We start from the raw sequence: 22,107 nt of genomic DNA on the forward strand, positions 1-22,107 counted from the left end.
AATTTTAATAGCAAAACATTTGCTGTAACAACGCTTTTTTATAGTTTTTTAAGTTGTCTATTTGGTTAATAGACTTAGCAATTTTATTGTCAATATTTGAAAGAATCTTTGCAATTTTTTCTTGTTCTTTGACTTTAGGAATACTAACTTTAATGTGGTCAATTTCTTTTGCCGATAAATTAGGTGGATCAGTACCTGCTATATTTTTTTCAATTGAATTAATTAACCATTGCTGTTGAAGAAAGTAATAGATAAAAATTAAATTATTAGAACTGATAATTTTACCTACTCTTTGATTAAGTAAAGAATTATGAAAAAAATCATCAATCTCCGCTATTTTCAATTCTCCATTTAATATTGGTCTTGTAAGAGCAATCACAAAATCACCCTTTTTAAGCAAAAATTTCTTGTGCAATTCTCTAAACTCGAAAGGCAAAAATGATACGTTTTCTCTTTGCATTCTTTGAATGCCAACATCTGCTATTTTAACCCATTTAACACCATTCTCACAACTATCTTTACTTGAAAATGCATAACCGTTGAATATTTTAAACACTTTACCAAGTGTTGTATTGTCCCAATTTTCAAAATCACTACCATCCTCTTTTTTAAATCTGATTTTTTGGGTAAATATTTTTTGCATCACACCCTTTTTATACTCTTCTAAAAGGTTCTGCTTTTCTTTTAATTGATTGATTTTAGTATCAATTACATTAAAAAAATGTGCAATGCGTTTTTGCTCTTCCTTTTTAGGTACAAAGATTCTATCGTGTAATACATATTCGTTGTTAATCTTCATATCGTTTTTAGCTCCCTTTCTTACTAAAGGTCTTAAATAACGATTGGTATTAGCATCTAATGAAAAGTAATGCTCTATAAATTCACCATCGGCATTGTTATCTTTTACTTTATAAACAGCATATAAAGTTGATACAATACCAGGCACACCTTTGTTTAATTTAATAATACCGTAAGGATTCTCTTTTAAAGGACTTTTGGTATAAACTATATCTCCATTTTCAACCAAACCATAATTATGTACTGAAGCACCAGCATACGAACGCCCTAAATGTTCTATTTGGTTTACAATGCCTAACTCACCAGAAACCGATAATACTTCTTCTTTAGAATACTTTAAGTCTTTGTTTTTTTTCTTAGAAACTTTTAGCAATTCATTTAATTGTTTATGCTCCCAACCCTCTTTAAACTCTGGAAATCTGATAAGAGGTATTTTACTTTCTCTTTTATCCATTTTTAAAAAGGTGTCTCTATGTTTAGTTCATTACAAAGTGCTATTAATGCATCATCAGTTTCTTTCATATCCATTTCTAAAGCTTTCAACTTGGTAGATACTTTTGAAACATCAATAATTTCTTCCTCCTCGAATGTATTTACATATCTTGGAATATTAAGATTGTATTCGTTTTCTTCAATTTCAGAAAGCGGCGCAACATAACTATACTTATCAACTACGGTTCTATCTCTATATGTTGTTATGATTTTTTCAACATCAGATGGTCTTAAAACATTTTGTGTTCCTCTTTCAAAATATGCACTTGAATCAATAAACAAAACATCATTTGGATTTTCACGACACTTTTTAAACACTAAAATACACGTTGGTATTGGTGTACCGTAAAACAAGTTAGTAGGCAAACCTATAACAGCATCTAATATATTTTTCTCTTTGATTAAATATTTACGAATATGTTCTTCTGCATTACCTCTAAATAAAGCACCGTGTGGTAACACTACTGCCATTTGTCCGTTTTCAGCTAAATGATGTACCATATGTTGTACAAAAGCAAAATCTGCTTTACTGCTTGGTGCTAACTTACCATATTGGCTAAATCTATCATCACTCATAAAGAGTTGATTGGCACTCCATTTTGCAGAAAATGGTGGGTTTGCTACAATAGCTTCAAAACGATGTTCTAAGTGTTGCGGATACTCTAAGGTGTCTTCTTGTTTTATGTTAAACTCACGGTAATGTACACCGTGTAGTATCATATTCATACGTGCTAAGTTGTAAGTAGTACGGTTGAGTTCTTGTCCGTAAAAGTTGTTTACTTCATCAACTTCTTTAGCCACTCGTAATAACAAAGAACCACTACCACAGGTTGGATCATAAACTGATTTTAGTTTCTTTTTACCTGTTGTAACCAACTTTGCTAATACCATACTTACCTCTTGTGGTGTGTAAAATTCACCTGCTTTTTTACCAGCTCCACTTGCAAATTTCCCAATTAAATATTCGTAAGCATCACCCAATACATCTAATTCTGTATTCTCTAATTTAAAATCTATTTTGTCTAAGTGAGCAAGAACCTTAGCTATAATCTCGTTACGTGCTTCTGGTGTTTTTCCTAATTTGGTAGAGTTTAAATCCATATCCTCGAAAAGGTCTTCAAAATCTTCTTCACTATCCGTACCCATAGTACTATTTTGGATATTGTTTAGGATTTTTTGTAAATCTTCTAATATGAAATTGTCTTTGGTGTTATAAGTACTTTCATTTTCTTTTACCAAAGGTTCTCCTTCATCATTAAAATTTCCTCTTTTAGCAATAGATGTAAACAACTCTGAAGGTTTTAAGAAGTACCCTAATTTTTCTAATGATTCTTCTCTTATGGCTTCTATATATGCTTTTCCTGTTTCTGTATTTTCATCTATTTCTGAAAATAAAAATGTGTCGCCACCTTCTTTTAATATTTTGTTGGCATATAGTTCTATTTTTTCTGCTAAGTATTTGTAGAAAATAAAGCCTAATATATAATCACGAAACTCATCGGCATTCATTTTGCCTCTTAGGGTGTTCGCAATATTCCAAAGTTGTTGTTCGAGTTGTTTTTTATGGTCTTCTGACATTAAATTGGTACGGTATTATTTAGAATGTTAAAAATATAAATCTTTTTCTCTAAAATATACGAAACCCTTAAAAATACTTAGTAAGCTCTAAAGCTAAATCTTTATTACTCTTACCTATGTAATTTAAAAACATAGATTCAGTACTATGTCCTGTAACATTAATAAGTAAAGTGGTTGGAATTTTTCCATAATAATTTGTGGCAAAAGATCTGCGCCCAATATGACTTGTAACCAATTTGTATTTTGGGTACAACCCAAATACCGTTCTTATTTTAGCTTTACCATCGTCTTCTTCAGAAATGTCCTTTTGGACTTTACCCTTAATTTTTTGATTGATTCCAGAGAGCTTAGCCACTTCTTTTATATAATTGTTATAGCGTTGACTTGAAATTGGTCTTGGAAATTCACCATTATGCTTATCAAGAATTTCTTGAACCTTAGGTAGTAAAGGAATAGTCATAAGCTTCCCTGTTTTCTGTTGTTTGAATTCCAACAGGATTTTACCGTTTTCCTCTCTTAACATCTTTTTGTTAAACCTCATAAAATCAGAAATCCTTTGCCCTGTGTAGCAACTAACAATTAACCAATCTCTTGCATTTTCCTGATAATTATACTCCAGTTTAGCATTTTCGATTTTTTTTAGTTCATCAAAATCCAGATATACCTTTGGAGGTGTTTCTTTTGAAAATTTTAACGACAATGCTTCTGGATGAATTTGAATTCCCTTTTGAAAAGCATAGCGACAAAACATTTTGATAATTGCAAACTCTCTTTGCTTAGTATTTTGTGAATAGTTTTCTAAATCATAATATTCGGAAAACGCATCTTTAAACGACTCATTTATATCAATAAGCATTATTGTTCTATTAAGGTAAGTTTCAAAGCGTTCCATTTTTCTTTTTATAGTTTCATACTTTGAAATTGACCTTTTATTGACATCCCTTTGTTTTTTTGAAACATAGTAATCAATAAAACGAATCAGCGATTTAGGAATTTCAGTATTACTCTTTTCTGGATTGTAGAACTCTCCAATTTGCCTGCCTAACCATTTTTTGTCAATTAAATCAACTGAATCTTCTTGTAGAAAAGCGTTTATTAAATACTTCTCAACTTTACTTAGCTTTGACAAAACATTTGCTTTTTCACTTTTCAATTTTGAATCTCTTGGATTCTTAGAGTGAACATTTTCCCAATACGTTTTCGTAACTCTTAATTGTATTTTATAAGCAAATACATAATCCTTTTTATTGTGTCTAAAAAGTAACCTTGCTGTCAATGGAGCTTCCTCCTTTTTTGAACGGTATAAAAAACTAACTGTAGCCATAAAATTATTTACATACAAATATATAACATTTGTACAGTTTTTGTACGGTAAAATTCAATCTATTCAAAAATCATACAAAACCATACAAATATATCAACCACATATAACACTTGTTTTTATTGGTTTTAAAAACAAATTAGTAGGGTATTACGACCAAAACCCAAAATGTAATTTTTATTTATAGCATTCCCTTCCTCTCTGCGAATAGATTAAAAAAGTTCAAAGAATTTGTCGAAGCTTGCTTCAGTAAATTTTTTGAGCTTTTTTAATAAGCAAACGCAAGTTTGCTTTTAATCAATTGCCAGCATAACCTTTTAGGATCAGCGAAGCTAATCCAAATTTATCCAAACGTGTTTGAGTAAATTTTTGAATGAGTGAATTTTAATTGCGTAGCAATTCATATTTCCAGCATAGCTCTTTGGGATCAGCAAAGCTAATCTTAAAGGTTTCTCGTCACTCATTCCTCGCTCTGTCGAAATGACAAAACATTATAGATTAATATCTGATAATTGCCTAGATAAATTTTAACAACTGTACTTCAAAACAGAACGAAAACTCAAAGTTTTAATTTATATTTATAACATGTTTGCACTTGTAGATTGTAATAATTTTTATGCATCATGCGAACGCGTTTTTCAACCACAATACAATAACAAACCTGTAGCCATCTTATCAAATAATGATGGTTGTGTCATTTCGCGTAGTGATGAAGCCAAAACTTTGGGTTTACCAATGGGAGCGCCTGCGTTTAAATATGAGAATTTTTTTAAGCAACATAACATTCGCGTATTTTCATCAAACTATCCGTTATATGGTGATATGAGCAATCGCGTCATGTCAATTTTAGAGCAATTCACTCCAGATGTAGAAGTCTATAGCATTGACGAAGCGTTTTTAGAATTTAAAGGGTTTGATGATTATAACTTTTACGATTACGGGCTTCAAATACGACAACGCATTTTAAAATGGACAGGCATTCCAACATGTGTAGGTATTGCTCCAACAAAAGCTTTATCTAAAGTGGCTAATAAAATTGCTCGCAAATTTCCGAAGAAAACCAATGGTGTATATGTTATAAATTCTGAAGACAAACGAATAAAAGCTCTTAAATGGTTAAAAATTGAATCGGTTTGGGGCATTGGCTATGGCTTGCAAAAACGCTTAAAAACAAGACAATGTATTACTGCTTACGACTTCACACAACTTAGCGATGAATGGGTAAAACATAATATGGCAGTAACTGGTTTACGCTTAAAAAAAGAATTATTAGGAATTCCGACACTAGCCTTAGAGGATCATAATCAGCAAAAAAAAGCAATTGCAACTACACGTAGTTTTGAATATACTTATTCAGATTTTGACAACCTTAAAGAGCGTATTTCAACCTTTGCTACCAGTTGTTCTGAAAAATTACGAAAACAACATTCGTGCTGTAACATGCTATATGTATTTATAAAAAATAACAGACACAATAAGATAGGAGAACCTTATAAGTCTTTAAGTACTGTTGTTAATTTACCCTATCCTACAGACTCCAATTTAATTATAAGTAACTATGCTACCGAAGGATTAAAGGAAATTTATAAAAAAGGGGTTCATTACAAAAAAGCTGGAGTTATACTTATGGGTTTAGTGCCAAAAAACGAAAGACAACTTAATTTATTTTTAAATGAGCATCCAAAGCACCAATCTTTAATGAAAACTATTGATTATATTAACACAAAATACGAAGCTCATAAAATAAAGTTAGGCAATCAAGATCTAAATCGTACATGGAAAATGCGCCAAGAACGATTGTCTCCAAAATACACGACCAATATTAACGAAATACTTACTGTAAAATGTCATTAAAATTTTTAACTCCTAAAAATGCTTTAGAGTTTTATACTCCAGACGACTCTCAATCGCTAGATATTGTGCTTGCTAACACTGGTGTTTCTGCAGGATTCCCTTCTCCTGCAGACGATTTTAAAGAAAATAAAATCAGTTTAGACAAAACATTAGTTAGAAATAAAGAAGCCACATTTTATGCTAGAGTGAGCGGCCAATCTATGGTTGGCGCTGGATTAGATGATGGTGATTTATTGGTTGTTGATAAAAGTTTAGATCCTACACATAACAAAATAGCGGTCTGTTTTATTGATGGCGAATTTACTGTAAAGCGTCTTAAGGTCACTCCTGAAGGTGTTTATCTTCAACCCGAAAATCCAGCTTACGATCCTATTTTAATCACAGAACATCATAATTTTCAAATTTGGGGAATCGTGACACATGTGATTAAGAGGATGTAGACTAAAACACTATTTTTACATATTCTAAAACCAACTTTAACACTACTATGAAATATCTGTTAACTTTTTTATTTACATTATTTTGCTTAATTATATATAGTCAAGAAAGAATTCCGTTTATAGATTATAACACAGTATCTAAATTAATTTCAGAAAATGCTAACAAACAGAATTACGATAAAGCGATTGAGCATTTAAATACCATTAATAAAAATGATTCAACTTATTGTTCTGTTCTAACTTCAAAATCATATTATCTCATTCAACAAGAAAAATATGAAGATGCTTTAGCTACTACAAATGAAGGGCTATCATCAAGCTGCGACAATAATTCGAAATTATTTCTATTGATGAATAAAGGTGTAAGTTATGCTAATTTGGAAAATTATAATGAAGCCCTCAAGGTGTATAATGAAGCTATAAAATTATTTCCGACAAACGCAAAACTATGGTACAACAAGGGTATTGCGTATGAAAATTTAGACAAAATTCCTGAAGCCATAAAAGCCTATCAAAAAGCAATTATATACAAACCACTTTATCAAAATGCCCATTTACAACTAGGGAATATTTGTTATCGACAACAACTGATGGCACAAGCTCTAATGTGTTTCAATATGAGTTTATTATCAGAACCCGATACAGAAAGAGCGTTTAATTTATTAAAATATATAAATGATCTAGCAGCAAATAAAAATGATTATGAACCAATTTCAGATTTAAGTATTTCTGAAGATGACGAAGTATTTGAAGATATTGATCTTGTGTTAAACAATAAAATCGCATTAAACTCAAACTACAAAATAGATAACAAGATTAACATCTCTATAGTAAAACAAAACCACGCCTTATTAGAACAACTAAAATCAATTGAAGGCAATAATGGATTTTGGGATCAATATTATGTTCCTTTTTATCAATGGATAGCATCAAACAATTATTTTGATGATTTTACCTACACCATAAATATGTCTATACAAAATGAAGACTACAAAAAAATTATTGAAAAAAATGAAAGTAAAATAACATCTTTTGTAAATACATATGTTACAAAATGGTATGATATTTTTAGCACAAAATCTAAAGAGAATATGTCTTTCAATTACTACAACGGAAAACTTCAAGCAGAAGGCAAAATAAAGAATAATGTAGCCGTTGGAAATTGGGTTTTCTATAATAATAACGGATTGATTTCTAGCAAGGGATCATATAATGACAAAGGAGAACGTGACAAAAAGTGGACCTGGTTTCATGACAATGGAGTCATTAAAGAAATAGCTATATATAAAAATGGCAAACTTAATGGAGAAAACAAATTATATTTCGATAATGGAAAACCATACATTTTAACTAATTCAAAAAATGATACTTACGATGGTGAATACAAATACTATATAAAACAAGGAGGTCTAAAACAAAAAAAACAATTCAAAGAAGGGAAACTAAATGGTAAATATCTAGCGTTTTTTGATGTTGGTGAATCTGTAAAAGAATATGAGGCCGATTATGTAGATGATATCATTGATGGTGATTTTAAAGAATATTATGCCAATGGAAACATCTACTCTATAATGAATTTTAAAAATAATCTAAGGAATGGTACAGAAACGCAATACTATTGGAACAAGCAAAAGTCATTGGAAGCTAGTTACAAAGACGATAAACTAAACGGACCTTACCTTACTTTTCACCCAAACGGAAACAAAAAAGAAATTGGTCAATCAGTAAACGGTTTTTTTCATGGTCCATGGCAATTATTCTATGCTAATGGGACATTAAATGCAGAATACACATATAATAATGGAGCTCTAAATGACAACTATAAAACCTATGATACAGATGGAAAATTAACATCTGAATTTCAATATCGAAAAGGTGAAATTATTAGTTATAAATTCTATGACAAATCAGGTAATATTCTATCAAATAAGAGAAAAAAAGGAGGAGAATTCTTTTATGAAGGATATCATCCAAATGGTAATAAAGCTGCTGAAGGCTTATACGATATCAGTGGAGGAAAGATAGGACCATGGACCTTCTACAACAACAATGGCGTATTACGAGAAGAAGGGAATTATAAAAATGATTCTCCTGAAGGTATTCATAATGTTTACTACAGTTCTGGAGATTTAGAAAGTGTTTATGATTATGACATTGAGAATAACATTAACTATTATCAATACTATTATAAAAATGGTCAACTAAAATCACAAGGATGGTATAAAAATGGATTAAGACATGGAACTTGGGAATACTATTATATTAATGGGACTCCCGAAGCTACAAACTTCTTCCACAAAGATAATTTACATGGTACTCAAGAATACTTTAGAGTAGATGGTACTTTATACCAAGAGTCAAAATATGATTACGGATTACTAATTGAAGATGTGTATTTTAATATTGATGAACACCCTTTTGAAACAGTTCGTTTTGCAGATTTTGAAAAAAACCACAAACTCATTACGCACTACCAAAATGGAAGCAAAGAAACAGAGATTGACTATGTTAATGGATTAAAACATGGTGCTTATAGATATTATGATTTTTATGGCAACCTAAAAACTTCTGGAAATTATTATAATGGTGAAATGGATGGTGAATGGACATGGTATTATTCAAATGGAGAAAAGAGAGTTGTTGATTACTACCTTAACGGAAATCAAAATGGCACTTCCAAAAATTTCTACCAATCTGGACAACTAGAAGACGATTATGTATATGCCTATGGAAATAAATCTGGCACATGTTTGTCTTACCATGAAAATGGTGAATTAGAAATTTCAACAGAATATATAAATGGATTAGAACATAATAGAAAAGAATTTTATAGTGTTTCTGGTAAACTTCAATTGGTTCGTATATACAATTATGGTGAACTCATTGGCTATACATATTTAGACACAAACGGAACTGAAAAAGAAATAATTCCTATACGTAATGAAACTGTAAAAATTGAAGCCTTTTACGATAATGGAAATCCTTCACGAACTTTTGAATACATTAATGGCCAAGAACATGGTAATTACATAACCAATTATTATGATGGAACATTAGAAAGCATTACCAAATATGATAAAGGCGAACTTCACGGAGAAACCATAAGCTATTACGAAAATGGCAATATTAAATCTAAAACTCACTACAAATATGGTGTTAGAAATGGGCTTTATGAAAAATTTTACGCTAACGGCAAATTAAAAGAATCTATTAATTACCTTAATGGAGAAAAACATGGTGAGGCTAAATATTATGATAAATCTGGAACACTCACCAAAATCGAAAATTATTCAAATGGAACGATTTATGCTTCAAACTAATAACATTAACTTTTACCCCATTGTTTTTTTATTAAGTATCCTATTTCCTCTTAATGCAATAGCACAACTATCAGAAGAATTTGAATTGAATAAAAACAAATATCCTGAATCTCATATAGTACGCTTATTAGATGAAGTAGTTATTTCTGTAGAATTAAAAAACAACAATATTGAAATTGAACAATCCTTTATTGAAGAAGATTTATACTTAGACAAAACCGCAACTTATGGTTCAAAAAGAGCTTTAAACTTTTCAACCTTTTACGAACTCAATTCTGTTGAAGCAACATCTTACGAATTTAGTAATGGAAAATATAGAGCCTATGAAGTTGAAGATTTTATAGAAAAAGATGAGCTTGGTAGATCCTTTCATGACGATACCAAGTCACTAAATTTTATCTTTCCTAAACTTTCAGTTGGAGGAAAGACAAAGTTACAGTATACTGAAATTGTAAAAAATCCTCGCTTTCTTAGTCCGATTTATTTTGGAGATTTCTTTCCAATTCAAAAAAAGAAAGTAACCTTAATAGCAGACAAGGATATTTCTTTTCGATTTCAAGAGTTTAATACTGAAGACTTCGACATTACCTTCAATAAAAAAGAAAAACGTGGAAACATTATTTATACTTGGGAGCTTTCAGAAGTTAATAGATTTAAAAGAGAGCCTAATGTACCTACATACAAACGCGTTTTACCACATATTGTCCCTATGATAACAGCCTATAAAATTGACGGTAAAACAGTTAATGTATTAAACGATGTCTCAGATTTGTATTCATGGTATTACTCTTTAGTGAAAGACATTAATACTAGTCCATCTGACAAAAACCTTGTAATATTAGTAAACGACTTAATAAAAGATAAGGATACAGATATAGAAAAAGTTAGAGCTATATATTATTGGACTCAAAGAAATATTAAATACATCGATTTTGAATATGCTTTAGGCGGATTTGTTCCAAGAGAAGCTAACGAAGTGTTCAATAAAAAATATGGCGATTGTAAAGACAACTCAAGCATTCTTTTTGAAATGCTAAAGATTGCTGGGCTTGAAGGACATCTTACATGGATTGGCACCAGAACCATTCCATATAGCTATAGAGAAGTTCCAACACCAATAGTAGATAATCACATGATCTTATCAATAGACATTGATAACAAAACCTACTTTCTTGATGCTACTGGTCGGTATTTACCACTTGAAATGCCATCTTCTTTTATTCAAGGAAAAGAAGCTTTAATTTCTAAAGGAGAATCAGATTTTAAAATTAAAAATGTTCCTATAATGTCTCCTAAAGTCAATTCTTATATTGAACACACTGAACTTAGTATTAATGACAATCAACTAATTGGAAAAAGCAAAACACAAATTACAGGATACTACAAAATAGATTATTTTGTTCAGTTAGAAGACGAAGATACCGACTTAAAACTTAAAGAATATTACAATATCAAATTACGAAAAGGTAACAATAAGTTTTTAATAGATTCCCTTACCGAAACAAATAAATATGAATACGACAAAGATTTTATTATTGATTATAATTTTAAAATAAGTGATTACATTAAAAATTTAGGCGATGAAATTTATGTAAACCTTAATTTAAATCAAGATCTAAAATATTTTAAAACTGAAGAAGATAGAGAACATGATACCGAAATGAAATATAAAAGTTATTATGATTATAAAACATCTCTAAAAATACCTAAAGAATACACTATCGATTATTTGCCAGAAAATTTTTCGTTACATAACGATTATTTTGATTTTGACATTACTTATAATCAAACTGAAGATAGCATTTTATATACTCATCAGTTAAAAATGAAATTTTTAACCCTTAACCCAAAACAACAAAAAGAAGTTAATGCTGCCATTAAAAAATCGGAAAAAAACTTCAAGGAAGTCGTTGTGCTTAAAAAACAATAATTAATGAACTCAAAATTATTTTTATCACTATTTTGTCTATGTAGTATCACTACTTTATTTGCTCAACCATTTTATCAAGATTATGATTGGGATAAAAACCCTAGTTATTCTAATGAAGGTTTTTCAGAAAAAAGTATGGCTTCTGTAAAAGAAAAGGTAGTTACCGAATTCTATTTTAATGACGAAGGTGGTTTAGTTGAATATTTTTTAGAACATAATGTGTATTATCTAAACTCAGATGATGCCATTGAGAACTATAACAAAATTTATTTACCTCATTCTTCAGATTCAAATCTTGAAGTAACAAAAGCAAGAGTGATTTTAAAAGATGGTAACATATACGACTTAGACGACTCCAAAATTCTTACAGCAACTAACGAAGAAACAAATAAAACCTACAAATATTTTGCATTTGAAGGCATTGAAAAAGGAAGTTATATTGAGTACTTATATGTTGTAAAACGTTATCCAAGTTACAAAGGAAAACGTTTAAATTTTCAGTCCAGTTTTCAAAAAAACAATGTCGAATTTGATTTGTTTGCACCTACCAATCTTATTTTTAAATTCAAAAGTTATAATGAATTAAAAGAAATAGAAAACGATACCATAATTAAAGACAAAAACCGATGGTTTTTTAAGATTCCTAAAGTCAAAGCTCTTGAAAGAGAAACACTATCGGCATACAATTCACATAAAAAATATTTAATTTATGCTTTAGACCAAAATACAGCATCTCGTACAACTGACATCACTTCATATTCAAGCGTATCACAAAATATTTATGACTTTTACAATAAAGACATTTCAAAAAAAATTAGCTCACAACTAAAAAAGTTTCTAAATAATATTGATTATAATGAAAATGATTCAGACGATCAAAAAATTAAAGCTATAGAATCCTACATAAAAACAAATATTTATCTAGCTGAAGCAAATAGTAAAAAACTCTCCGCATTAGAGGACATATTAAAAGACAAAGTAGCTAACTTAAGAGGAATTATTCAACTGTATAATGCTATTTTCAAGCAATTAGATGTGAAATATGAATTTGTTTACACTTGTGAGCGTAATTATATGCTTTTTGACAAAAATTTTGAGGCCAATAATTTCTTGACAGATGTATTGTTCTATTTTCCAAAGTCTAAAGCTTATATGTCTCCCTCTGAAACCGATTCAAGGTTTGGGTTTCCTCCAGCTTTTTTAACCGACAATTATGGTTTATTTATTAAAGAGGTTGCCATTGGAGATTTTAAATCTGCTGTTGGAAAAATAAAATATATTAAACCTGTAAGCGCAGATCATACTATTGATAAAATGATTATTGATGTGAAATTTGATTCAGACGATATTTCTAACATCAATATTAATTTGAAAAGATCAATGACAGGATACTATGCGTTATATATTCATCCTTATATGGATATCATTAAACCAGAAGACAAAGATGAAGTCATTGAAAGTTATGCAAAAACCTTAGATGAAGATGCAATAATATCTAGCAAAAAAGTCAATAATGAAGACCCAAACCTTTTTGGTAAAAAACCATTAGAGTTTGTTTTAGATTTTAATTCGAATACTTTTGTTGAGAAAGCTGGAAAAAAATACTTGTTTAATGTTGGTCATTTAATTGGTCCGCAAACTGAATTGTATCAAGAAAAAGAACGTACACTCCCAGTCGAGAGCGAATTTCAAAGAAGTTATACGAGAACTATTAAAGTTACAATTCCTGAAGGTTATACTATTGCAAATTTAGATGATATCAATATAAGTAATGCTTATCTCAACTCTAAAAATGTGAAATTAATGAGTTTCGATTCTTCGTATATTTTAAAAGGAAATACATTAACAATTGTTGCTGATGAACACTACAGAATGAATCGCGTTAATACAGACATTTACGAAGAATATAGAGCTGTAATTAATAGTGCAGCCGATTTTAACAAAATCACTTTAATACTAGAACCAAAGTAATAATTCAACTTTTTAGTACTCAAGGTGGGAATCGAACCCACACTTCCGAAGAAACTGGATTTTGAATCCAGCGCGTCTACCAATTCCGCCACTTGAGCATTTAGGACTGCAAAATTATAAAATAAATTCTTACAATGCATTAAAAATAGTAGCTTTTATGCTTTTTCAGTCCAAATAAATTCCTAAATTTGCACCTCATTTAGAAAAAGAGGTATAAAACATTCCCAAACAAATAGTTAGACATGTCTAATTTAGCAACTGAAGCAAAAATATTTGCTTGTAACCAAAGTAAAACACTCGCAGAGAAAATTGCGACAACCTTTGGTGTGCCTTTAGGCAATGTTATAACCTCTACTTACAGCGATGGTGAATTTCAGCCATCTTATGAAGAATCTATTAGAGGTACTCGTATTTTCATTATAGGTTCTACACATCCTGGTCCAGAAAATTTAATGGAAATGTTGTTAATGATTGACGCTGCCAAACGTGCTTCAGCAAGGCACATTACAGCAGTGCTTCCTTATTTTGGATGGGCAAGACAAGATAGAAAAGATAAACCAAGAGTGCCAATTGCTGCAAAATTAGTAGCAAAAATGCTAGAAGCTGCTGGAGCAACTCGTATTATCACAATGGATTTGCATGCTGATCAGATACAAGGATTCTTTGAAAAACCTGTAGATCATTTATTTGCGTCTACTATATTTTTACCATACTTAAAAGAACTAAACTTAAGCAATCTAACAATTGCTTCTCCAGATATGGGAGGTTCTAAAAGAGCTTATGCCTACTCTAAAGCCTTAGAAAGTGATGTGGTTATCTGTTATAAGCAACGTGCTAAAGCTAATGTGATTTCTCATATGGAACTCATTGGAGATGTTACAGGAAAAAATGTCGTGTTGGTAGATGATATGGTAGATACTGCTGGAACACTAACAAAAGCAGCTGATTTAATGATGGAAAAAGGAGCGCTTAGTGTTAGAGCCATTTGTACACATCCAATTTTATCTGGTGATGCTTATAAAAAACTTGAAAACTCAAAATTAGAAGAGTTAATTGTTACAGATTCAATTCCGTTAAAACAAGAACATTCTAAAATTAGAGTTTTAAGTTGTGCCAAACTTTTTGCAGATGTTATGCATAATGTGCATTACAATAAATCAATTAGTTCAAAATTTGTAATGTAGCTCGAACAAGTTCGGCTAACAAAAAAAGTAAATAATTAAATTAATATAAAATGAAATCAATTACAATCAACGGATCTCAAAGAGAAAGCGTGGGCAAGAAATCGACAAAAGCCTTACGTAATGCTGGACAGGTTCCTTGCGTATTATACGGAGGAGACCAGAACGTGCATTTCTCTGCACCAGAATTGGCTTTCTCTAAACTTGTATACACGCCTAATGCGCATACAGTTGTGATTGCCTTAGACAATGGAGACACTTACGATGCTGTTTTACAAGACATCCAGTTTCATCCAGTAACAGACAAAATCTTACATGTAGATTTTTACCGTCTATTTGAAGACAAAGAAATTGCAATGGATATTCCAGTGCATATCATCGGAACATCTAAAGGTGTTTTAAATGGTGGAGTTCTTCGTAAAAACAAACGTAAATTAAGAGTAAAAGCGTTGCCTAAAAATCTTCCAGATTTCTTAGAAGCAGACATTACACCTCTTAAAATTGGAAACAAACTATATGTAACAGCTTTAGAAGGCGAAGGTTATACATTACTTCATGCAGATAACACAGTTGTTGTTCAAGTGAAGACAGCTAGAACTGCTGTACTTGATGCAGATGATGATGACGATGATGATGACGATGTTGAAGCTGCTGCTCCAGCAGAAGGAGGAGAAGCTCCTGCAACTGAAGCTCAAGAATAGACATACGTATTCTTTATATATAAAAAGCATTCTAAATATTTAGAATGCTTTTTTATTTTTACAAAAACATTTCATTATCTGGAAGTATTTAAAAACATTATTTAATTGGAATTCGATATCTATTGATATTGAAGAAACTAATCCTATGAAAAAATTTCTAATTGTTGGACTTGGAAATATTGGAGCCCAATACACAAATACAAGACACAATATCGGCTTTAAAGTTTTAGATGCTTTAGCCAAAAAAGAAGACCTTACGTTTGAAACACAAAAACTAGGTGATATAACTACATACAAATTTAAAGGACGAACATTTATTCTCTTAAAACCAAGTACGTTTATGAATTTAAGCGGCAAAGCTGTGCTCTATTGGTTAACAAAAGAGAAAATTCCGTTAGAAAATTTACTTGTAATTACTGATGATCTTAATCTTCCATTTGGTAGCCTTCGTCTCAAAACAAAAGGTAGTGATGGTGGACACAATGGTTTGAAAGATATTCAAAACAAACTACAAACCAATAAATACAACAGGTTTAGATTTGGCATAAGTGATGAGTTTTCTAAAGGCAGACAAGTCGATTATGTTCTTGGTGAATGGTCTGATATAGAATCTGAAAAACTTCCAGAACGCATAGAAAAATCGATAGCACTTATTAAATCTTTTGGAACTGCAGGTGTAAATAACACCATGAATACATTTAACGGAACATAAAAAAAGAGAAGCTCGAAAGCCTCTCTTTAAGTCTAAAATACTTTATTTCTTTTTAGTCAATTATTATTCGCTTCGTTATTTTGTTGTTTCCATTTTCAACAGTAACAAGATATACACCAGATTGAGCATTATTAAGATTTACAGTTTGATTAAAAGATGACGAACCATTATATATGTTATCAAAAATTCGTCTTCCTCTAATATCAAAAACTGAAATATTTACTTTTTCAGAATTCGAATTATTAATCTTAACATTAAACCTTCCTTTATTTGGATTTGGATAAATCACAATATCTGAAAGACTAAAAACCTCATCTTCAACCGAAAGTGTACTTTCTACACATAAATTAAGATTAAAACTATGAAATGTTCCTCCATCAAAAAAGGCATCATCAACTATTGTTAATGTCCAATCTCCACCAGAATTTTCACCATAAATAGCAGACATATCTCCTTGAGGAATGAAGCTTCCTGTAAACGGAGCAGTAGCACCTGTAATAGGACCATCTGTTCCTTCTTGATCAAAAGTTGTATCAACGAAATTCTCCCCATCTCCTCCTTGCCCCATAATTAAATCTACCACAGTACCTGACGGACTTGTAAGTGTAATATCTAAATCTGAGACATAAGTGTGACTCATATTTAATGTTACATTTACGTCTACAACAAGAAGATTTGAATCAACATTAATCGTTGATATAACTGTTCCTCCAAAAATAGATATGGTTTGTTCAACATCATCTAAGAAATCATCACAAATGACATTAGCTGTTGTAAAACTATAAACTGTAGATACTGGTGCAGTATTACACAAATTTGAAGCCGTAACTCTCCAGTAATACAATGTACTGGTATTCAATCCGCTAGCCATGTAAGATGTTGTTTGTACAGTTGCACTATCGACAATATTTGTAAAGCTCATATCTGAAGCAATTTCTACAAAATAATCTTGAGCATTATTACTACCTGTCCATGCTAATTCCGCTTCAGCACTTTGATCTATTGCTCCATTAGTAGGCGACGTTAAAATAGCGGCATCAACTGAGTCATTATAAACGTTCATTACTAAATCTACACTTTGAGTAATACCTCCAGAATTACCTTCAAACACAAACGGATAACTTCCTATGGCTAAACTACCTACTCCATTTATAGTAATCGTTCCAGATGTACCATCGTTTACAGCAGATGTTGGATTAATAATAGCTGAAGCACCAGATGGTAGTCCTGAAACAGAAAAATTTGTAGTGCCATTAAACCCAAGAAAAGTGTTGTAAGTAAAGTTATAAACCAAACTATTAGGTTGACAAACATCTAATTCTGTAGTATCAACAGTAATTACAAATTCAGACTCTTGGATCGTAAAATTTGAAGCGTTAACAGCATAAAAGATATTGTTATTCCCTTCAACTATAATTCTTGCCATTGACGTGTCGCCACCACCTGTAACAGGTACTGTAATATCTTGAGACCCATCATTTGCGACATTTGATGCTAAAGTAAACGGAAATGTTTGTCCTCCATCTACCGACAGCAATATATTTACAGTAGGTGTATTCACATTTCCACTATCAGTTCCTGCTACATCCCAAGTAATAGTTTGCAAAGATCCTGCATCCCAAGTTTCATTTGAGTTTTGAGAGGTTACTACAAAAGGACCGCTAACATCATCAACAGTTACTGTCATAGTATCATAGTCAGATTGAGGAGTCTGTCCAACTCCACCTGCCTCAGCTCGATCTCTAACAGTTAAAGCAAAATTTAAATCCCTTCCTACAGTAGATACTGTTTCCCAAGATGAATTATCTGCTGTTATTCCAGGATTTGTTTCTGTAAGTTGTCCATCTAAAACACGTTCAAAAATTGGCATATATCTATCTGGAGATGTACTAGGTGGTCTTGATCTCCAAAGCGCTCCACTTGTTTTTGTAGGACCAAAATTATTATTTGTTGTATTACCATTATCTATTTGCTCCCAACAATATGTTAGTGTATCTGAACCATCAGGATCAGTAGCATTTCCTCTTAAGACAAAAGCCGTTCCATTTGGAATTGTATAATCAGTTCCTGCATTTGCAACTGGTGGGTTATTAGTAATTGTGGTTGTTGCTGCACAATCATTTGGAGCTGAAGATACATTAGTTAAAATTTGACTTATTGAATAATAATGAAAATAAGGATCACTATGGTTTTGAACATTGTTACCACCAGTTATTCCAGCATAACCCATTATCGTAGTACCACTTCCAGGTTCAGCATTTACACCTGCACCTTCAGTATTATGAGAAAACGTATGGTTTGCTCCCATTTGGTGACCAACCTCGTGTGGTACATAATCTATATCAAAAAAATCAGACATATATGGACCTCCATCATTATCAACAAATAAATGTGCCGAAAATCCACTTCCTTTTCCATTTTCACAAACACAACCTATACAACCAGCATTTCCATTATTATCATCATAATGAAATAGATGTCCAATATCATAATCAGATTCTCCAACTGTAGCTGTTAAATTTGATTGCAAATCGTTATTTAAATTATTTCCGTAAGGGTCAGATCCAGAATAAACTAAATCAATAGCAGGATCATCTAATGTATCTACTAATACAAACGTAATTGCCATATCAACTTCAAACACTTCATTCATTCTATTTAAAGTCGAAACCAATTGCGCTAAAGCATCTTCTTGTGGACCACCATTACCTGCGTTACCATCATTCCAAAAACCAGTATATTGTGAAGTTGTTGAAATTGCTATTCTATATGTTCTAAGCGTTTGGTCATTAGCGTCACGTTGTAATACATTTGGTGATGCTGATCTAGAAAGTACTTCTATATCTTCAGTTAAACATTCAAATGTATCTGAAGAATCAATTTTTGCTTTTTTATTATAAATTAAATATTGTCCATTAGACACTTTGGTTACTGGTTGAATATAAAATGTCTCTTTATTAGGTTCAGATATCATGGCTTTCACACCTAAAGGAGTTACACTAAATCGTATTCTTGTTCCTGAATTATCAATTTTAGATCCTAAATATGTTTTAATATTTGGATGAGTATTAGCTCCATATTCTGAAGAAAATATTGCCGTTTCGACAACACGATAAGCTTCTAGCTCTCCTTGAACATTTGGAAACTGGACAATTGTATTTGATTGTCCGTTAGAAGCATCTCTATGAAGAGCGTTTTGTAATTGTTGTTTTAAGGTTTCAATATTTAATTGAAAAACCGTAAAGTTTTTTGAATCTAAATGCTCTAGCGTAATATTATTAGTTCCATTTCTAAACTCTGAAACGTTCCAAACTGCATCTTGCGCAAATGCTGAAAACATTCCAAAAAATAAAACCATAACTGTGGTGATGTGGAGATTTCTTTTCATAATATATTTTAAAAAATTTCCTAAAGATATAATAAATAAACAAAAAAAGAGGAGGCAATTCAGCCCCCTCTTTTAAAGTTATATAAATCACTTAGTTACTCCACTATAATTCGTTTAGTAACTTCATTATTTCCATCATTAACAGTAATTAAGTACATGCCTGATTGCACATTATTTAAATTAACTGTTTCATTAAATTCTCCTGTATTAGAATATAAATTATTATAGATTCTTCGTCCTCTAATATCAAATACATCCACTTTAATATCATTTCCAGAATTAGAATTCAATTTAATTGTAAACTCTCCATTATTAGGGTTAGGGAAAATTGCAAAGCCATCTAATTCAAATTCTGAAACACTTAAAGATTCTTCAGCACATATTGTTAATATTAGATCATTTAATTGTCCTACATCTCCTTGAAATGTATCAGCAACAAATAATGTCCAATCTCCTTGAGCATCTAGCCCATCAAACGTACTTAATGGATCTGTTGGTGAAATAGTTCCAGATGAAATATCAGTAGTATCTCCACCTGGACATGTAATTGCAGAAGCTGTATCGTCAAAAGTAAGTACCGTATTGTTAAAATTCTCAGAAGCGCAATCTTGAGCCAACAAATTCACAAAAATAGGATTAGCTTCGGTACTTGCAGGATGTACTAATTGTAATATTAAATCTTGAACATAAGTATGCGTCATATCTACGGTAACTGTCATGCCATCAATTATTGCTGAGTTTGGTACATTAACTACAATTGAAGCAAGTGGTTGACCAACTCCTCCGCCTGCTTGGCCATCTGTAATTGCAAGAGGTAGGTCTGCTGGATCTGGTGTATATGGCGTACAAACAATCTCAGTACAAGTATTGTTTAATACTACATCTACAGATTCTGTAACAGAATTAGATGTACCAGTAACCGTAATTGTATATTCACCAACTGCAGTAGCTCCAATATTTCCAATAGTCATTGTAAAATTCCCATCATCATTTAATGACGTAGGACTAAAAGTCACTGTAGAACCTGCTGGTTGTCCAGTAGCAGAAAAAGTTGTCGTTTCACTAAAATCTAATAACGTTGTATAAGTTAGATTAAAATCGGCTTGCATATCAGTGTTAGGACAGCTAAAAATTGGACTGTTATCAGCTGTAAGGTTAAATCCTGGAGCAGCTGCTACACAAGTATTAGGCTTAAATGCTGGCACTAAATTAGGACCAATATATGATTCAGCTACATTCATTTGTCCAGGTGTAAACATATACATACAAGCATCATTAACATAATCCATATAATTCATAGTTAAAGCCCTCTGTCCTGGTGAACAACCAAATGCTCCTGGTATGCTAGGACATCCATATGTACTATTAGCCACTTTAGGTGTATCAGCAATACCGTCTGCATCAGGTTGAGCACAATTTCCTCCTCCATCAGCAATAAACGTATGTGATAAATTAAAAAAGTGACCTAACTCATGAGTAGTTGTTCTACCTTGATTATAAGGAAATCCTGGAGCAATACCAGAAGTAGGACAACCAGATCCAACACCAAAAGTATTGGTGTTAATCACTACTGCCATACCATTAGCAACACTACCTCCTAATGGTGAATAACCTAGTGGTCCAATTGGTTTTACAAGAAAGTTCATATACCCTTGAAAGTTGGCATCCATCTCAGGAAATCCCGCTCCATTCGCAAAATTATAACCAATAGTAACGGCTGGCTGTCCTTCAACTAATTGAGGTACACCTACTGGATGATTTGATGTAGCAATACAAAATTCGATATTAGTAGATCCAGGACTTAAACCAGGATAATATTGACCAGATTGATTATTCCAAATAGACAGGTCTGCATTAGTTGCTGAGTAATCTGCATTTAAAACATCTATTTGACTTTGAGCCAAAGCTTCTAGACAAGCTCTGTCTGCTGGGTTTCCTGTTGGAAAATGTACTGCAACAGGAATTTGTATGGTTGCACCTCCTCGTGCTTGGGAATCTGTATTTAATCTTCTAGCAACTTCTTCCTTGAATCTTTTTTGATTCTCTTTGTATTCTTTTGCTAAAACAGGGTCTTTTAGCATCTCTTCCATGTACTCGACCATTCCACAAGTACGATCTTGAGAAAAGCTGGCAAAAGCAAATAAAAGTACTAAAGCAGTTAACATTGATTTAAAAGTAAAGTTCTTCATGTGTTTTGAATATTAGTTAAATTTTTCTTTATCACTACATTTTTAACAAATAGTGGCTTCAAATTTAATGAAATCTTATGGTTTTTTTATTGTTTTTTTAACAAAACCTTTGGTTTTAACATTAAATGACATTAATTTCCATGTGTCTTTATCTTTTTTAAAAAAATTAAAGTCATAAATACTGAAATCAACGTTTCTTCCTTTTAGGTTTATGATTATTTTTACCAAAATA

Annotated in this window: 13 protein-coding genes and 1 tRNA gene; 8 read left to right on the forward strand and 6 right to left on the reverse strand. The window is 31.4% G+C overall.

Annotated elements, in window-relative coordinates:
- Nucleotides 1-4 precede the first annotated feature (4 nt).
- From ACP15M_RS05530 to ACP15M_RS05540, 3 genes are all read right to left on the reverse strand, one after another.
- Nucleotides 5-1,252: a restriction endonuclease subunit S gene (locus ACP15M_RS05530; RefSeq protein WP_425076189.1), complete on the reverse strand. Its 1,248-nt coding sequence runs from the start codon at nucleotides 1,250-1,252 to the stop codon at nucleotides 5-7.
- Between the two features lie 2 nt (nucleotides 1,253-1,254).
- Nucleotides 1,255-2,868 (reverse strand): type I restriction-modification system subunit M, encoded by a 1,614-nt coding sequence (locus tag ACP15M_RS05535; RefSeq protein WP_425076190.1) that lies wholly within the window; start codon nucleotides 2,866-2,868, stop codon nucleotides 1,255-1,257.
- Nucleotides 2,869-2,935: 67 nt separating this feature from the next.
- Complete coding sequence (locus ACP15M_RS05540) at nucleotides 2,936-4,192, reverse strand: phage integrase SAM-like domain-containing protein (protein ID WP_425076191.1); 1,257 nt, start codon at nucleotides 4,190-4,192, stop codon at nucleotides 2,936-2,938.
- 582 nt (nucleotides 4,193-4,774) lie between these two features.
- Here ACP15M_RS05540 and ACP15M_RS05545 point away from each other — a divergent pair.
- Genes ACP15M_RS05545 through ACP15M_RS05565 form a run of 5 tightly spaced genes read left to right on the forward strand, consistent with a single transcriptional unit; the run spans nucleotide 4,775 to nucleotide 13,704 of the window.
- Nucleotides 4,775-6,043 (forward strand): Y-family DNA polymerase, encoded by a 1,269-nt coding sequence (locus ACP15M_RS05545; RefSeq protein WP_425076192.1) that lies wholly within the window; start codon nucleotides 4,775-4,777, stop codon nucleotides 6,041-6,043.
- Nucleotides 6,034-6,483 (forward strand): LexA family protein, encoded by a 450-nt coding sequence (locus ACP15M_RS05550; protein ID WP_425076193.1) that lies wholly within the window; start codon nucleotides 6,034-6,036, stop codon nucleotides 6,481-6,483. Before ACP15M_RS05545 ends, ACP15M_RS05550 begins: the two co-directional genes overlap by 10 nt.
- Before the next feature lie 47 nt (nucleotides 6,484-6,530).
- A complete protein-coding gene (locus tag ACP15M_RS05555) occupies nucleotides 6,531-9,803 on the forward strand; it encodes a tetratricopeptide repeat protein (RefSeq protein ID WP_425076194.1) in 3,273 nt (1,090 codons plus the stop codon).
- Nucleotides 9,778-11,733 (forward strand): transglutaminase-like domain-containing protein, encoded by a 1,956-nt coding sequence (locus ACP15M_RS05560; RefSeq protein WP_425076195.1) that lies wholly within the window; start codon nucleotides 9,778-9,780, stop codon nucleotides 11,731-11,733. Before ACP15M_RS05555 ends, ACP15M_RS05560 begins: the two co-directional genes overlap by 26 nt.
- Nucleotides 11,734-11,736: 3 nt before the next feature.
- Nucleotides 11,737-13,704, forward strand: a complete 1,968-nt coding sequence (locus ACP15M_RS05565) for a DUF3857 domain-containing protein (protein ID WP_425076196.1) — start codon at nucleotides 11,737-11,739, stop codon at nucleotides 13,702-13,704.
- 16 nt (nucleotides 13,705-13,720) lie between these two features.
- Here the strand turns inward: ACP15M_RS05565 and ACP15M_RS05570 are convergent.
- Nucleotides 13,721-13,802, reverse strand: a tRNA-Leu gene (locus tag ACP15M_RS05570).
- A 144-nt stretch (nucleotides 13,803-13,946) separates the two neighbouring features.
- Here ACP15M_RS05570 and ACP15M_RS05575 point away from each other — a divergent pair.
- From ACP15M_RS05575 to pth, 3 genes are all read left to right on the forward strand, one after another.
- On the forward strand, nucleotides 13,947-14,888 hold the full coding sequence (locus tag ACP15M_RS05575; protein ID WP_425076197.1) for a ribose-phosphate pyrophosphokinase: 942 nt from the start codon (nucleotides 13,947-13,949) through the stop codon (nucleotides 14,886-14,888).
- Nucleotides 14,889-14,938: 50 nt separating this feature from the next.
- On the forward strand, nucleotides 14,939-15,586 hold the full coding sequence (locus tag ACP15M_RS05580) for a 50S ribosomal protein L25/general stress protein Ctc (protein WP_425076198.1): 648 nt from the start codon (nucleotides 14,939-14,941) through the stop codon (nucleotides 15,584-15,586).
- Nucleotides 15,587-15,731: 145 nt separating this feature from the next.
- A complete protein-coding gene (gene pth / locus ACP15M_RS05585; RefSeq protein WP_425076199.1) occupies nucleotides 15,732-16,298 on the forward strand; it encodes an aminoacyl-tRNA hydrolase in 567 nt (188 codons plus the stop codon).
- Nucleotides 16,299-16,350: 52 nt separating this feature from the next.
- On the opposite strand, the gene ACP15M_RS05590 is transcribed toward pth, so the two are convergent.
- Entirely contained in the window at nucleotides 16,351-19,686 is a 3,336-nt protein-coding gene (locus ACP15M_RS05590) for a reprolysin-like metallopeptidase (protein ID WP_425076200.1), read from the reverse strand.
- A 95-nt stretch (nucleotides 19,687-19,781) separates the two neighbouring features.
- On the reverse strand, nucleotides 19,782-21,875 hold the full coding sequence (locus tag ACP15M_RS05595) for a T9SS type A sorting domain-containing protein (protein ID WP_425076201.1): 2,094 nt from the start codon (nucleotides 21,873-21,875) through the stop codon (nucleotides 19,782-19,784).
- Between the last annotated feature and the right edge of the window lie 232 nt (nucleotides 21,876-22,107).

The sequence above is a fragment of the Psychroserpens sp. S379A genome (assembly GCF_049800755.1).
Lineage (GTDB): Bacteria > Bacteroidota > Bacteroidia > Flavobacteriales > Flavobacteriaceae > Psychroserpens.

Coding starts and splice junctions, on each gene's coding strand:
- ACP15M_RS05530 (WP_425076189.1), bottom strand. CDS start 1,252: ATGGATAAAAGAGAAAGTAAAATACCTCTTATCAGATTTCCAGAGTTT.
- ACP15M_RS05535 (WP_425076190.1), bottom strand. CDS start 2,868: ATGTCAGAAGACCATAAAAAACAACTCGAACAACAACTTTGGAATATT.
- ACP15M_RS05540 (WP_425076191.1), bottom strand. CDS start 4,192: ATGGCTACAGTTAGTTTTTTATACCGTTCAAAAAAGGAGGAAGCTCCA.
- ACP15M_RS05545 (WP_425076192.1), top strand. CDS start 4,775: ATGTTTGCACTTGTAGATTGTAATAATTTTTATGCATCATGCGAACGC.
- ACP15M_RS05550 (WP_425076193.1), top strand. CDS start 6,034: ATGTCATTAAAATTTTTAACTCCTAAAAATGCTTTAGAGTTTTATACT.
- ACP15M_RS05555 (WP_425076194.1), top strand. CDS start 6,531: ATGAAATATCTGTTAACTTTTTTATTTACATTATTTTGCTTAATTATA.
- ACP15M_RS05560 (WP_425076195.1), top strand. CDS start 9,778: ATGGAACGATTTATGCTTCAAACTAATAACATTAACTTTTACCCCATT.
- ACP15M_RS05565 (WP_425076196.1), top strand. CDS start 11,737: ATGAACTCAAAATTATTTTTATCACTATTTTGTCTATGTAGTATCACT.
- ACP15M_RS05575 (WP_425076197.1), top strand. CDS start 13,947: ATGTCTAATTTAGCAACTGAAGCAAAAATATTTGCTTGTAACCAAAGT.
- ACP15M_RS05580 (WP_425076198.1), top strand. CDS start 14,939: ATGAAATCAATTACAATCAACGGATCTCAAAGAGAAAGCGTGGGCAAG.
- pth (WP_425076199.1), top strand. CDS start 15,732: ATGAAAAAATTTCTAATTGTTGGACTTGGAAATATTGGAGCCCAATAC.
- ACP15M_RS05590 (WP_425076200.1), bottom strand. CDS start 19,686: ATGAAAAGAAATCTCCACATCACCACAGTTATGGTTTTATTTTTTGGA.
- ACP15M_RS05595 (WP_425076201.1), bottom strand. CDS start 21,875: ATGAAGAACTTTACTTTTAAATCAATGTTAACTGCTTTAGTACTTTTA.